At 58.4% G+C, this 14,004-nt stretch carries 14 protein-coding genes and 1 other RNA gene; 7 read left to right on the top strand and 8 right to left on the bottom strand.

The window, feature by feature from the left end:
- Positions 1 to 4: 4 nt before the first annotated feature.
- A complete protein-coding gene (fur, locus tag EXW71_RS25835; protein ID WP_123715840.1) occupies positions 5 to 409 on the bottom strand; it encodes a ferric iron uptake transcriptional regulator in 405 nt (134 codons plus the stop codon).
- A gap of 99 nt (positions 410 to 508) precedes the next feature.
- On the opposite strand from fur, the gene EXW71_RS25830 reads away from it, so the two are divergent.
- Positions 509 to 1,036, top strand: a complete 528-nt coding sequence (locus tag EXW71_RS25830; RefSeq protein WP_123715839.1) for an outer membrane protein assembly factor BamE — start codon at positions 509 to 511, stop codon at positions 1,034 to 1,036.
- 55 nt (positions 1,037 to 1,091) lie between these two features.
- Here EXW71_RS25830 and EXW71_RS25825 read toward each other — a convergent pair whose 3' ends face one another.
- Positions 1,092 to 1,394 (bottom strand): RnfH family protein, encoded by a 303-nt coding sequence (locus EXW71_RS25825; protein ID WP_134660612.1) that lies wholly within the window; start codon positions 1,392 to 1,394, stop codon positions 1,092 to 1,094.
- Complete coding sequence (locus EXW71_RS25820; protein ID WP_123715837.1) at positions 1,387 to 1,821, bottom strand: type II toxin-antitoxin system RatA family toxin; 435 nt, start codon at positions 1,819 to 1,821, stop codon at positions 1,387 to 1,389. The genes EXW71_RS25825 and EXW71_RS25820 overlap by 8 nt, the downstream gene beginning before the upstream one ends.
- Positions 1,822 to 1,988: 167 nt before the next feature.
- On the opposite strand from EXW71_RS25820, the gene smpB reads away from it, so the two are divergent.
- On the top strand, positions 1,989 to 2,471 hold the full coding sequence (gene smpB, locus EXW71_RS25815; RefSeq protein WP_060752280.1) for an SsrA-binding protein SmpB: 483 nt from the start codon (positions 1,989 to 1,991) through the stop codon (positions 2,469 to 2,471).
- Positions 2,472 to 2,508: 37 nt separating this feature from the next.
- Here the strand turns inward: smpB and EXW71_RS25810 are convergent, their stop codons facing one another.
- On the bottom strand, positions 2,509 to 3,276 hold the full coding sequence (locus EXW71_RS25810; protein WP_123715836.1) for a GntR family transcriptional regulator: 768 nt from the start codon (positions 3,274 to 3,276) through the stop codon (positions 2,509 to 2,511).
- Between the two features lie 262 nt (positions 3,277 to 3,538).
- On the opposite strand from EXW71_RS25810, the gene EXW71_RS25805 reads away from it, so the two are divergent.
- The 5 genes from EXW71_RS25805 (at position 3,539) to EXW71_RS25785 (ending at position 10,468) form a co-directional block, all read left to right on the top strand.
- Positions 3,539 to 5,233 (top strand): lactate permease LctP family transporter, encoded by a 1,695-nt coding sequence (locus EXW71_RS25805; protein WP_123715835.1) that lies wholly within the window; start codon positions 3,539 to 3,541, stop codon positions 5,231 to 5,233.
- A gap of 71 nt (positions 5,234 to 5,304) precedes the next feature.
- Positions 5,305 to 8,115 (top strand): FAD-binding and (Fe-S)-binding domain-containing protein, encoded by a 2,811-nt coding sequence (locus EXW71_RS25800; protein ID WP_134660611.1) that lies wholly within the window; start codon positions 5,305 to 5,307, stop codon positions 8,113 to 8,115.
- A 136-nt stretch (positions 8,116 to 8,251) separates the two neighbouring features.
- Positions 8,252 to 8,533 (top strand): hypothetical protein, encoded by a 282-nt coding sequence (locus EXW71_RS25795; RefSeq protein ID WP_060752284.1) that lies wholly within the window; start codon positions 8,252 to 8,254, stop codon positions 8,531 to 8,533.
- A gap of 103 nt (positions 8,534 to 8,636) precedes the next feature.
- Positions 8,637 to 9,026, top strand: a transfer-messenger RNA (tmRNA) gene (ssrA, locus tag EXW71_RS25790).
- 185 nt (positions 9,027 to 9,211) lie between these two features.
- Positions 9,212 to 10,468, top strand: coding sequence for an integrase domain-containing protein (locus EXW71_RS25785; RefSeq protein WP_134660610.1), 1,257 nt, complete (start codon positions 9,212 to 9,214; stop codon positions 10,466 to 10,468).
- Positions 10,469 to 10,634: 166 nt separating this feature from the next.
- Here the strand turns inward: EXW71_RS25785 and EXW71_RS29175 are convergent, their stop codons facing one another.
- Genes EXW71_RS29175 through EXW71_RS25765 form a run of 4 tightly spaced genes read right to left on the bottom strand, consistent with a single transcriptional unit; the run spans position 10,635 to position 13,611 of the window.
- Positions 10,635 to 10,904, bottom strand: a complete 270-nt coding sequence (locus tag EXW71_RS29175) for a hypothetical protein (protein WP_134660609.1) — start codon at positions 10,902 to 10,904, stop codon at positions 10,635 to 10,637.
- Positions 10,901 to 11,881 carry an integrase domain-containing protein gene (locus EXW71_RS25775; RefSeq protein ID WP_134660608.1) on the bottom strand — a complete coding sequence of 327 codons (981 nt, stop codon included), beginning with the start codon at positions 11,879 to 11,881 and terminating at the stop codon, positions 10,901 to 10,903. Before EXW71_RS25775 ends, EXW71_RS29175 begins: the two co-directional genes overlap by 4 nt.
- Positions 11,865 to 12,218, bottom strand: a complete 354-nt coding sequence (locus EXW71_RS25770) for a hypothetical protein (RefSeq protein ID WP_134660607.1) — start codon at positions 12,216 to 12,218, stop codon at positions 11,865 to 11,867. The genes EXW71_RS25775 and EXW71_RS25770 overlap by 17 nt, the downstream gene beginning before the upstream one ends.
- Positions 12,211 to 13,611: a YfjI family protein gene (locus EXW71_RS25765; protein ID WP_134660606.1), complete on the bottom strand. Its 1,401-nt coding sequence runs from the start codon at positions 13,609 to 13,611 to the stop codon at positions 12,211 to 12,213. The genes EXW71_RS25770 and EXW71_RS25765 overlap by 8 nt, the downstream gene beginning before the upstream one ends.
- Between the last annotated feature and the right edge of the window lie 393 nt (positions 13,612 to 14,004).

The following is a 14,004-nucleotide window of genomic DNA, read 5'->3' as shown; positions in this document are numbered from 1 at the left end:
CTTTTTACTTTTTCTTACGGATGTACAAAACCAGATTGTGGTCAACCAAATCGAATCCATGCTCTTCAGCGACCTTATGCTGCAAAGCTTCGATCTCGGGACTGGTGAACTCGATAACCTCATTGGTATCCAGGTCAACCATATGGTCATGATGACCACCGTCGGCCAACTCAAACACCGCATGACCGCCGTCGAAATTATGACGAACCACCAGCCCCGCGGCTTCAAACTGGGTCAGCACACGATAAACCGTGGCCAGGCCAACGTCCTCGTTGGACTCCATCAGCGCCTTGTAGACATCTTCGGCACTCATGTGACGCTGCTCAGCAGAATCGAGCATTTGTAGAATTTTGACTCGTGGCAGAGTCACTTTGAGACCGACTTTGCGTAGTTCGCTATTTTCAACCATGGTTAGCTTTCTCGCGGATGCTGCTTCGCAGCTTCTCTTAATACGGGTATGATCGGCGTTTAACGTTGTCCCAGCCAAGATAGTGGAAGTCGCCCACCGATGCAAAACACCAAGCTCTTGCTAACCAGTTTCACCTTTGTGGGACTGCTCGCACTCGCCGGTTGTTCATTCCCCGGGGTTTACAAAATCGACATCCAACAGGGCAATGTCGTCACGCAGGACATGATAGACCAGTTACGCCCGGGAATGACCCGACGGCAAGTACGGTTTATCATGGGTAATCCCCTGCTGACTGACACTTTCCATGCCGATCGCTGGGATTATCTCTACAGCATCCAGCCCGGTGGCGGTGAACGCCAGCAGGAGCGCGTCAGCGTCATTTTTAATGGCAACGATCAGCTTGTCAGCCTGTCGGGTGACTTCAAGCCCGGCGTAAGCCGTGATGATGCCCTGCTCGGCAAGGACAACGGTACAAATGTAACCGCACCTGCACAAGAAGCCGAGAAGCCGAAATCCGAGGTACCGGCCAAGCCAGGCTCCTTGCTGGACCAGATCCAGAAGGACGTCGACGGCGTGAAGACCGTCCCGGTCCCGACCCCGGAACCACTGGACGCCAGCCCGCAGTAACTTTACGCCACACAACAAAAAGCCCGGCATGCCGGGCTTTTTGTTGTGTGTGAACTCATGAGCTTTGTTGTCTGGCCATCGCAGCCTTGGCCGCGCGCAGTCTACGCACCTCTTTAGGGTCTGCCAGCAAAGGCCGGTAGATCTCGATGCGATCCCCCGCACTCACGGTGCGTTCATCCGGCTTTTCGACCACCTTACCGAAAATTCCCAGAGGGCACTCAGCCAACTCCACCCCCGGAAATTGCGCCGTGATTCCCGATGCCTGCACCGCAGCCCTTAAGCTCGTGCCCTCCGGCACTGTAACCGCCAATAAAACCTGGCGATCCATGGCGGCATACACCACTTCAATCTCAACCATGCAGTTGTTTGGCTCGCTGGCAAAATGCATCCACTAATGTATTGGCGGCCTGATTGAATAGAGGGCCCAAGGTCGCCCGTACAACCGGGCCTGCGTAATCAAAGGACAGGTCCAGGCTGATTTTGCAGGCTTTGTCGGTCAGCGCTTTGAATACCCACACCCCGTGCAATTGAGTGAATGGGCCTTCCTGCAGGTTCATTTCGATGGACTTCCCGGGTACCAGCACATTGCGCGTTACAAAGTGCTGGCTGAGCCCACCCTTGGCCACGCCGACACTGGCAACCATGTGCTCGTCAGTGCTCTCCAGCACCTCAGCAGTAGAACACCACGGCAGGAATTCCGGGTAACGCGCCACGTCGTTGACCAGGTCATAGAGCGCCTGCGCCGGATAGGGTAGCAGGGCCGAACGTTGAATATGCGTCGTCATGTGAGCGTTATTTCCACTGCTGAGGCAAACATCGCGAAAAGAACAGCCCGATCCGCGAGAGAAAAAAATCAAAGAACTGCCCGTATTGTCCGGGATTCGTCGAACACGCTCAAGCACGCAGGTTGACCGTAGCCGACAGCCTCGCAACTCCCTATAATGCCGCCCCTATGGCTAAACAAAAGAAACACCCCACAGGGACCATCGCGCAAAATAAAAAGGCGCGACACGATTACTTCATCGAACATCGGTTCGAGGCTGGTCTGGTCCTGGCCGGCTGGGAAGTAAAAAGTCTGCGAGCCAGCAAGCTGCAACTGGTCGACAGCTACGTATTGCTCAAGGATGGCGAGGCATGGCTGCTCGGCAGTCATATCACCCCGCTGACCACCGCGAGCACCCACGTGATTGCCGACCCGGTACGCACGCGCAAGCTGCTGCTCAATGCCCGCGAGATCGATAAACTTGCAGCCGCCGTACAGCAGAAAGGCTACGCCTGTGTCTGCTTGTCCTGGTACTGGAGCAAGCACCTGGTCAAGTGCGAGATCGCGCTGGGCAAGGGCAAGAAGGAATACGACAAGCGTGATACCGAGCGCGAACGCGACTCCAACCGTGAGTTGCATCGCGCCGTACGCAACAAGGGCAAGGAAGAGTAACTCTTGCGACGATGTAGCCTGGGTGACTCACCCCAGGCTACATGCCTTTACGCCGCTCCGCCCGCGCTACACGCTGAACCTCCTGACGCACTTCCTCCAACACTTCCTGCACATACAGCAGGTGACGTGTTGAGACTTCGCGCGCCTGCTCGGCCCGCCCTTCGATAATTGCCAGATACAAGTCACGATGCTGGCTGATCAGCATGTCGCGCGTTTCCGTGCGTTGCTGGTACATGCCACCAATGTTGGTCACCACGTTGCGCTTGAGCAGGTCGAACAGCCCGCGAATGGTGTGCAACAACACAGCATTATGGCTGGCCTCGGCAATCGCCAAATGAAACCGCGCATCGGCCGCCCCCTCCTCCAACCGGCTCACCTCGTCCGCCCGGGTATAGCAATCCTGCAAAGCGTCAAATGCCGCCGTCAGCCGCTCACGGTCGACCTCGGTGGCGCGCAGCGCCGCGTAATAGGCGCAGGACGCTTCGAGCGTCTGGCGAAACTCCAGCAGATCACGCTGCGCCTCGGGGTTGTTCTCCAGCAGATGCAGTAAAGGATCACTGAAGGTCGACCCCAGAGACTCCGCCACATAGTTACCCCCCCCCTGGCGACTGACCAATAACCCCTTGGCCGCCAGCTTCTGGATCGCCTCACGCAACGATGGGCGCGACACACCGAACTGTTCCGCCAGAGCGCGCTCGGCCGGCAAGCGCTCGCCTGACTTCAGCGTGCCCTCAAGGATCATGCCCTCGAGCTGCTCGACAATATCGTCGGACAAACGGCGCTGACGCACCTGATCAAACCCCATAACTCACTCCCCACAATCCCGACCACTCGCCGGGGCCTCTATTCTGGCCTATCGCCGCGCTTGCAGCACCTATCAGAAGCCCCTTGATTGACCCAACCAGAACCCCTCGCCTAGCGCGCTACGACCAAAGTTTCGTGAGCGGCAAATTGACACACCCACACCCTGGCTTTTACTCTAGCCGACAGCGCTTGTAAATTGGTCTTACCAATTATCCAAACCGCCTGAATAGTGCCTGACCAACAACAATTAGGGGCCACCCCATATGCAAACCTGGCAACAGCTCTACAGCCCTCTCGGCAGCCTCGGCCTTTCCGCATTGGCGGCCGTTATCCCCATCGTATTCTTCTTCCTGGCCCTGGCCGTGTTTCGCCTCAAAGGTCACGTCGCCGGGAGCATTACTCTGGCACTGTCGATACTGGTCGCAATCTTCGCGTTTCAGATGCCGGTAGACATGGCGTTCGCCGCCGCCGGTTACGGTTTCGCCTATGGCCTGTGGCCTATCGCGTGGATCATCGTGGCCGCCGTATTCCTCTACAAGCTGACGGTCAAAAGCGGCCAATTCGAGATTATCCGCAGCTCGGTCCTGTCGATTACCGACGACCAACGCCTGCAGGTATTGCTGATCGGCTTCTGCTTCGGCGCCTTCCTGGAGGGGGCTGCCGGTTTCGGTGCGCCTGTAGCGATCACCGCCGCGCTGCTGGTGGGCCTGGGCTTCAACCCGCTGTACGCTGCCGGCCTGTGCCTGATCGCCAACACCGCGCCTGTTGCCTTCGGTGCACTGGGCATTCCTATCATCGTCGCCGGCCAGGTGACTGGTATCGATGCGTTCAAGATCGGCGCCATGACCGGTCGCCAACTGCCACTGCTATCGCTGTTCGTGCCGTTCTGGCTGGTGTTCATGATGGACGGCCTGCGCGGCGTTCGCGAAACCTGGCCGGCGGCGCTGGTGGCGGGCGCAAGCTTTGCCGTCACCCAGTACTTCACCTCCAACTTCATTGGCCCGGAGCTACCGGACATCACCTCGGCCCTGGCCAGCCTGATCGCCCTGACCCTGTTCCTGAAGGTCTGGCAGCCCAAACGCACCGCCGGCGCACAGATTGCCGGTGTCACGTCCAACACAGCGATCACCGCCAGCGCCGGTGGTTTCGGCCAGCCACGCAGCACAGTCGCCTCGCCTTATAGCCTGGGGCAGATTTTCAAAGCGTGGTCGCCGTTTCTGATCCTGACCGTATTGGTCACCATCTGGACCCTCAAGCCCTTTAAAGCAATGTTCGCCGCAGGCGGCTCGATGTACAGCTGGGTCTTCAACTTCGCGATTCCCCATCTGGATCAAATGGTGATCAAAGTCGCTCCGATCGTCACCAACCCGACCGCGATTCCGGCCGTATTCAAACTGGACCCTATCTCAGCCACCGGCACCGCGATTTTCTTCTCTGCCCTGATCTCGATGCTGGTGCTGAAAATCGATATAAAAACTGGTCTGACCACTTTAAAAGAGACTTTCTACGAACTGCGCTGGCCTATCCTGTCCATCGGCATGGTGCTGGCATTCGCCTTCGTCACCAACTACTCCGGTATGTCGTCGACCATGGCGCTGGTATTGGCGGCCACGGGCGCTGCTTTCCCGTTTTTCTCGCCTTTCCTCGGCTGGCTGGGGGTTTTCCTGACAGGCTCCGACACCTCGTCCAATGCTCTGTTCAGCTCGCTGCAAGCCACCACCGCCCACCAGATCGGCGTCAACGACACCCTCTTGGTGGCAGCCAACACCAGTGGCGGCGTGACCGGCAAGATGATTTCGCCGCAATCGATCGCCGTGGCCTGCGCGGCTACGGGCCTAGTGGGCAAGGAATCCGACCTGTTCCGCTTCACCCTCAAGCACAGCCTGTTTTTCGCCACGATCGTCGGGTTGATCACCCTGGCGCAGGCTTACTGGTTCACCGGTATGCTGGTGCACTAAAGACCTGCACGTAATAGGGTAAGCATCGACGCCGGACCACGGTTGCGGCGTCAACTATTTCTGGAGGACCGATGAGCCTGCCTGCTGCTTTTCTGCGCGACGTCGCACAGCTGATTCCGAAAGATCGACGCTTCGACGACCCGCTTTCCACCCTGGCCTTCGGCACCGACGCCAGCTTTTACCGACTGATCCCACAACTGGTGATCCGTGTAGAGTCGGAAGACGAAGTGGTGGCACTGCTGCAACTGGCCCAACGCGACCAGGTATCCGTGACTTTCCGTGCGGCAGGCACCAGTTTGTCCGGCCAAGCCATCACTGACTCTGTGCTGATTGTGCTGGGCGACAATTGGAACGGCCGCGAGATTCGCGGGCAAGGCACGCAGATCCGCCTGCAACCTGGGGTGATCGGCGCCCAGGCCAACGCTTGGCTCGCGCCGTTCGGGCGCAAGATCGGTCCCGACCCGGCGTCGATCAACACCTGCAAAATCGGCGGCATCGTTGCCAACAACGCCAGCGGTATGTGCTGCGGCACGGCACAAAACACTTATCACACCTTGGCGGGCATCCGCCTGGTGCTGGCTGACGGCAGTCGCCTGGACACCGAGGACGCCGCCAGCGTCACCGCCTTTCGGCAACAGCATGGCGCGCTGCTTGAGCGCTTGGCGACATTGGGCCGCGAGACACGCGCAAACACCCAACTGGCAGCCAAGATCCGCCACAAATACCGTCTGAAAAATACCACCGGCTTGTCACTCAATGCCTTGGTCGATTTTGACGAGCCCCTGGATATTCTCAGTCACCTGCTGGTGGGCTCCGAGGGCACTTTGGGCTTTATCAGCGCGGTGACGTACGACACGGTGATTGATCACCCGAACAAGGCGTCGGCGCTGATTGTCTTCCCGGACGTCGAAACCTGCTGCAACGCAGTGACGGTACTGAAAACCCAACCGGTCTCGGCGGTCGAGTTACTCGACCGGCGCAGCCTGCGCTCGGTACAGAACAAACCGGGCATGCCGGCCTTCGTACAGCACCTGTCGGAAAACGCCTGCGCGCTGCTGATTGAATCCCGCGCGGCGTCGCCGTCGCTGCTGCACGAACAGATCACGCTGATCATGGCCTCCCTGGCGCCTTACCCTGTGGAAAAACAGGTCGACTTCACCGAAGACCCAGTGGAGAACGCCCGTTTATGGGCCATCCGCAAAGACACCTTCCCTGCCGTTGGCGCCGTGCGTAAAACCGGCACCACGGTGATCATTGAAGACGTGACCTTCCCGGTCGAACAACTGGCCATCGGCGTCAACCGCCTGATCGAACTGTTCGACAAACATCACTACGACGAAGCGATCCTTTTCGGACACGCCCTGGAAGGCAATCTGCACTTTGTGTTCACCCAAGGCTTCAACAGCAGCGAAGAAGTCACACGCTACCAAGCGTTCATGGACGACGTAGCGCAGCTGGTGGCGGTGGAATTCGGTGGCTCGCTGAAAGCCGAACACGGCACCGGCCGCAATATGGCGCCCTTCGTCGAGCTGGAATGGGGCAGCGACGCCTATCAACTGATGTGGCAGCTTAAACGCCTGCTCGACCCTAACGGCATTCTCAACCCGGACGTGGTCCTCAGCGAAGACCCGCAAATCCACCTCAAACACCTCAAGCCCTTGCCCGCAGCCGATGAGCTTGTGGATAAGTGCATCGAGTGCGGTTTTTGCGAGCCGGTCTGCCCGTCGAAGGGACTGACCCTGAGCCCGCGCCAACGTATCGTGATCTGGCGCGACATCCAGGCCAAACGGCGCGCGGGCATCGATACCACTGAACTGGAAGCCGCGTACCACTATCAAGGCATCGATACCTGCGCCGCTACCGGGTTATGCGCCCAACGCTGCCCTGTAGGCATCAATACCGGTGACTTGGTAAAAAAGCTGCGTGCTCGCGACGCCGACCGTACGAAAACGGCCGAGTGGTTGGCCAGCCATTTCGCTACAGCCCTGCAAGGTGCGCGCTTCACACTGCACGTCGCCAATGGCGCGCGTATGCTGCTGGGCGCACCGCGCCTTGCAAAACTCTCGGCAAACATCACCCGGCTGTCCAAAGGACAGATCCCGCAATGGACCACCGCCATGCCGCAGCCGGAAAAAGCCATACGCTTCAGCCCGCCCGTCAATGACCAGCGACCGCGCGTGGTTTACCTGGCCGCTTGCGTCTCACGCGCCATGGGCCCCGCAGCCGGTGATAAAGAGCAGATGTCGCTGTATGACAAGACCCGCGGCCTGCTGGAAAAAGCCGGCTACCAAGTCGTATTCCCCGACAACCAGGACAACCTGTGCTGCGGCCAGCCTTTCGCTTCCAAGGGCTACGCCGAACAGGCCGAACACAAACGCCAGGAGATGATCGGCGCCCTGCTCCACGCCAGTCGTGGCGGCCTCGACCCGATCTACTGCGACACCAGTCCGTGCACACTACGGCTGATGCAGGACCTCGGGGAAACGCGCCTGGATCTCTACGACCCGGTGCGCTTCATCCGCACCCATCTGATGACCCGCCTCGACTTCACCCCACAGGAAGCACCCATCGCCGTGCACGTCACGTGCAGTACCCAACACCTGGGCGAAAGCCAGGCGTTGATCGACCTGGCACGACGCTGCTCCAAAACCGTGGTAATCCCGGAAGGCATCCACTGCTGCGGCTTCGCCGGCGACAAAGGCTTCACCACGCCGGAGCTCAACGCCCACTCACTGCGAACGCTCAAGGATGCGGTGCAACATTGCAGCGAAGGGATTTCCACCAGCCGCACCTGCGAAATCGGCCTGAGCCAGCATGGCGGTATCGATTACCACGGGCTGGTGTACCTCGTGGACCGCGTCACCCAGGCCCGCGCAGATTAAATCTGTAAAAAAACAGAACCCCGGCGCGCCGGCGCAGTCATCTGCATAGGTCTTCGCGATGGAGGCCATCAACGACTTCGCTGGCTGCCCCAACTTCGGAGCAGCATCGAGCCTTATGTGTACAAGGAGATTACCGATGAAGCGCACTGCTCTTGCTGGCCTGTTCATCACTGCGGCGATGCTGGCCTCCCCTGTTTTCGCGGCCGGTGAACCTGACCTGTGCAAAATCAACCTCGACAAAATCAACAACGGTAAAGCCCTGCTGGCTACTGACACCTCCGGTAAAAGCGGCGAAATCGACACCGCCGTCTCCCAGGCCAAGGCAGCCCATGCAGCCGGTGATGACAAGAAGTGCATCGAGATCACCTCCAAAGCCCTGCAAGACCTGCAGAACAGCGACAAAGGTGGCAACCAATAGGCACGCTGCCGCTCAAGGTCAACCTTCGGGTTGGCCTTCTGTGACCGTTTGGCGTACACTGCACGAGCTTGTCACTCACTATGAAACAACGAGTTACAAGCACGGGGCCGTTTAGGATTCGACGCCGGTTGCGAAACTTTAGGTGCATGCCGAGTTGGTAACAGAACTCGTAAATCCACTGTTGCAACTTCTTATAGTTGCCAATGACGACCAATACGGTGCTGCTCTCGCTGCTTAATTGCAGCTGACATGCACTCCTGATGCCTTCGGGCTCAGCAATCATCAGGGGATGTCTGTAAACCCAAAATGATTGTCATATAGAACAGAATCGCCGTGCAGTACGTTGTGGACGAAGCGGCTAAAACTTACACAACTCGCCCAAAGCACCCTGCCCGTCGGGTCGCTGAGGGTTAACTTAATAGACACGGCTACGCATGTAGTACCGACAGCGGAGTACTGGCGGACGGGGGTTCAAATCCCCCCGGCTCCACCACTTCATCATCTAAAGACGTCCACGGACGTCTTTTTTTGTGCCTGAAATCCAGTAAATACGAGGCCTCCAGGGCTTCCGTGGACTTTTGAGGCCTTCTGAGTTCCAGGCGCTTTGGTATCCCAGGTGGTATCCCGGGCTGCCAAATGCTACTTTCAGGATACCAAAACGGTGCTGGAGGTAGCCCCATGCCTACTAACGCAACCCGCCTCTCCGATCGCCAGCTCAAGGCAGTCAAGGCAACTGGTAAAGACTTCGTCCTCAGCGACGGGGATGGCTTGCAGCTTCGAGTACGCGCCAGCGGCTCGATGATGTGGAATTTCAATTACCGGGAGCCGTTGACCAGAAGCCGTCTCAACATGGCGCTTGGTCCATACCCCGACCTCTCACTAGCCAACGCCCGAAAGAAAGCCGCAGAGGCGCGTGAGTTGCTAGCTTTGGGCATTGATCCCAAAACCCAGCGTGATGAGGTAAGGCAAGCCAAACTTGCTGAGAGTGAACACACTTTCGAGAAGGTGGCCACGGCCTGGTTCGAGCTGAAGAAAGACTCCGTAACCAAAGCCTACGCCGAAGACATTTGGAGATCGCTGACACTCCATGTTTTCCCAAGCATGAAAACAACGCCGCTCTCTCAAATCACTGCTCCGATGGCTATCAAGATCCTTCGCCCAATCGAGGCAAAAGGGAGCCTCGAAACCGTGAAACGATTGAGCCAACGGCTTAACGAGATCATGAACTACGGGGTCAACTCCGGGCTGATATTTGCGAACCCCCTCAATGGAATTCGGGCGGTGTTCAAGAAACCCAAGAAAGAGAACATGGCTGCGCTACCACCTGAGGAGCTTCCCGAGCTCATGATGGAAATCGCGAACGCCAGTATCAAGCGCACGACCCGCTGCCTGATAGAATGGCAGTTGCATACAATGACGCGCCCTGCCGAAGCAGCCACCACACGATGGGCAGATATCGACTTCGACAAGCGCATTTGGACCATTCCGCCAGAGCGCATGAAAAAGCGTCGGCCGCACACAATCCCCCTTACCGATCAGGCACTTTCATTACTGGAGACGCTCAAGCAACTCAGCGGTAACAGAGAGTACGTGTTCCCCTCAGATAGAAACCCCCGCACCCATGCCAATAGCCAGACTGCCAACATGGCGTTGAAGCGCATGGGCTTTCAGGACCGTCTAGTCAGCCACGGCTTGCGCTCGATGGCGAGCACCATCCTGAATGAGCATGGCTGGGATCCGGAGCTGATCGAGGTGGCACTGGCGCATGTCGACAAGGACGAAGTTCGTAGCGCCTACAACCGGACGGATTACATCGAACGCCGGCGTCCGATGATGGCTTGGTGGAGTGAACATATCCAGAAGGCGGCCACTGGCAGCCTGTCGGCGTCGGCCATCAATCAAAGCAGAGATCGCAACGTCGTACCGATTCGCTGAACATCCAAAAGGTACGCGCCACCGGCTACGATCCGTGTCGTGTAGTAGGGCGAAAGGAGTGACGACAGTTGCCAGATCTTTAGTATGCCTGCGCTTCTTCAGCCAAGCCCCTGAGTATGGGAAGGCTCCGCATTCCCATACTCAGGGGCTCACGCTTAAAGGTCTATCAGGCAACCACGACTTTTGTCTTTCTACGGCGGATCAACCCTGCTGTTAATTCATAGTAATAGACAGTCGCTGGTGCTGAGCAACGCAGATAGTGCTCTAAAAACCATCTAGTGTGCTTTTCCTTCCACGACCAGGGCGTCGCGCATCCCCAGCGCTCACGAATCGCCTCGTGCATCCTTCCTGCCTGTCTGATGTGCCGCTGCCGCGTGGCATGCGCACCTTTGAGCACGGGTCTCAGAAACAAGGCCATATCGAACTCGGACGTCATCGCCGACCTCCGACGTAGGCACTCACTACATCGATGCGGTTATGTCCCAACTCATGACTGATCTGCTGTCGTGCACGCTGATCGAGTGCTCGATCTTCTCGATGACCACGACAGCCATTGATGGGTGCAGGGAAGCCGGTCAGTTGCTCATAGCGCTCACAGGCGTAAGCCGCCCGCAGCTCATGAAAACCTTTCAATCCATACTCATGCAGGATGTCCCGTGCCGGTCGCACAACTGCCTGCATAAAGTCTTTGTAGCTTTCGTCGGGCGCCAACAAATTCCGGCTGCCATTGGGTGAGGTCGCGCTGGCCCAATCCAAGGCATCGCGGACTTGATCCGTTACCGTAATCCAGCGCGGTGCCGAGGCCCCTGATCGACCACCTTTGGTGCCATCCTGGATGTTGATCTTGCCCAGTTGCCGAACCTCACGTTGCAGTCGGGGCAGATCGGCCAGGATCGCTTCGCGCAGGCGCATACCAATCTCACGGGCGAGGAGCACAATGGCACTCACCCTCGATTGCTGACGATCTGTCAGCGCCCGCGCGATCAACTCGACCTGCGCACGGTCTTGGCCTTGCGGAGCCTCACTACGCACGTTTGAGCGCTGCAAGCCCAGCGCCTTACTCGGACTCGGGATTTTGACGTACTGATCACCGCGCAGCGCGGCCATCGTTCGGTTCACGCTGGACAGTCGGTTCTGCGCGGTGGCAATGCCGACGTTGCCCTGATCGACCTGCTCCCGCATGTGGACGGCGTACCGCATGAGGATCTCGCGGTCGATCTGGCGCGCGTCGTTGACCCTCGGTCCTTCATCGGATCGACACCAATGCACGAACGCCTGCCAGCGATCGCTATGGGCTTTGACGGTAGCAAAATGGCCGTCGCCAAACAGGTCTTTCAGTGCTTGCGGTCCAGCATAGCTAAGCTGGCGACCGAAACCGAAATTGCGCCCCGCTCGCTTACCGACCCGAGCCATTTTTCTGCTCCTGATCGACTGCCGCGAGATCATGCAAAAGGGCTCGCCAGTGCGCACTTACAATCGCGAACTGAGCCCAATCAGTCGGGCGAAAACACAGCGTGTTGTCGGTGACGTAAAGATGCGCACCCTCCTCTTTCAACCATTGGATAATGGCTGCCGTAGAGGCGATAGCTTTATGGGTGGTGGCGACACTGGCGACAGCGGCGACAACCCTCGTGCTGCCTGGTTTTGAGCGTGGCGACAAAGTGGCGACAGTAGCGGCGACAAATCGCGCTTTAGGCTCCTTTTGACGCTGAGCCAGATGGTTGCGCAGCGCTTCATCAAGATTAAACATGGCGCACCTCGAAGGTGTGGCCATCGGTGATCAACCACTGATGATCAATCAACTCAACCAGCAGCTTGGCGGCATGACGACTGCTCTTGCGGGCAAAGCGGGGACCGTTGCGGTTCAATTCACGAATACTGAAACGCTTCCAATCTTTGACCTGTAGCCATCGCAGCAGCCGGTCTGCCTCCTCTTTTACTCGACACACTGGCTCCTGCTCAGTCAGGCGCTGGATCTCGGTGAGGTAGTAGCCAACTAAGGCAGAGGCCCGTTGGATATGGTCGACCTCCACGACGCTGCTCTCCTCCACAACTGCAAGAATGCCGGCGATGCGCAGCAGGTTATCGGCAGCCTTTGATCCGCTGGGCCGCACGCTGGCCAGCTCGCCAAACTCCCCCAGCTGAGCTTCGATAGCATCATGCAAATCAATCCAGCGACGACGCGCCAGCGGACTGAGGCTCAGTTTTGACAGCTGCAAGGCTCCGTCATCGGAAAGTGACCAAGGCTGATAAAACAGAGCCGAAAGGCGGTGATGATAGCGCTTGAGGGCGGCGTCTTTGGACAAGTCGACAGCCTGGTAGCTACGTTGCCCGGCTAGACTGGTGGGCCAGGTCATCAAGCAGCGCCCTAGAATGCCTTGGCCCTGCAGCAACGGGTCACTGAGTAACTGCATGGCCAAATACGGTTGCAGCATCAGGTGCAGGCTCAGGCGCCGGTCATAGGCTCTTAGGCTTTCGCCTGCCATAGAGCGAGCACGATCAATCGGGCTACCGTCCCAGAGTGACGACAAGGTCGTGACCGCTTTCAAACGGTTGTCCCGACTCATGGTGCTGCTGCCAAGGAATTGTCCGCCCTCGTCACAGAACAGCCCCATGCTCGGCAAGTCATGGCAGAGCCCCTTGATCAGAGCCTCGATCGTCGGGTCTGTGGTGATCAGCCGAGGGGCCGAAGGCTCCGCTTCGAGCGGTACGCTGTTTGTGGGGGCGGGATCGGCAGGATTGATACGCTGCGCTTGTCGCTGTGCGGCACGGTACCGAGAGAGCTGCTCACGATAGTGTTGCCACTGCTGACGCTCCCATTGGCGCGCTGGCAGCAGTGCGGATCGGTCTGACGCGGTCTTGCGATCACCGGACGCAGCCACCGTGATCAGGTACAACGACAGGGGATAATGTCTCCCGTCGAGTTGTAAGCCCGCATGACCTTGAGTGGCCAGGGCCGAGGCGGCCAACACCGATTGCGCGGCCAGTGCTTGGGGCACGCCGATGACCTCGGCCATGCGCTCAACCGCAGGCCCAAGAATCCCACCCAGTGCCTGCACCGGATAAGGCTGGGGTACGGGGTTCGACTCAATCAACGGTCGAGGTGGTCGTGGTAGTTCAAGCTTCGGATCTAACTGCTGCATGGGCCCTCTCCTCGATCATTACTGGTTGTCCTCACGTAGTCCCGCCACGGCTGTTGAGTGTTATCAGGGATCAAGGCCCCTGCGGCCTGTGAGGTGTTCACTGACGCGGAACGAACGGCTCCTTACGACCGGGAGCAAGGGCATAAACCCATGAATCTGGCCTCCTTAGACGCATCCGAAGATGCGGGCGGGTGGAGGCTGTGCCGGCTGACGAGTTCGGCGCCTGGAGATCATGGGTGGGAGAAGGCAAAGATCTAGACACCTGGGGCATGCCTGACTGTCAGTCAGGTGCAGCCTTTCCATGAGCTGCAGGACCGGCGCCTGTGTCGTTGCGGATGGCGACGAATCGGATTGGTCAGGCCGATTGTCACGAGGAAAGTTGCGGCAATGCCA

The organism is Pseudomonas sp. BCA17, from assembly GCF_004519405.1.
Lineage (GTDB): Bacteria > Pseudomonadota > Gammaproteobacteria > Pseudomonadales > Pseudomonadaceae > Aquipseudomonas.
The sequence above is the reverse complement of the archived record's forward strand: the minus strand, read 5'-3'. Positions and strand labels throughout refer to the sequence as shown.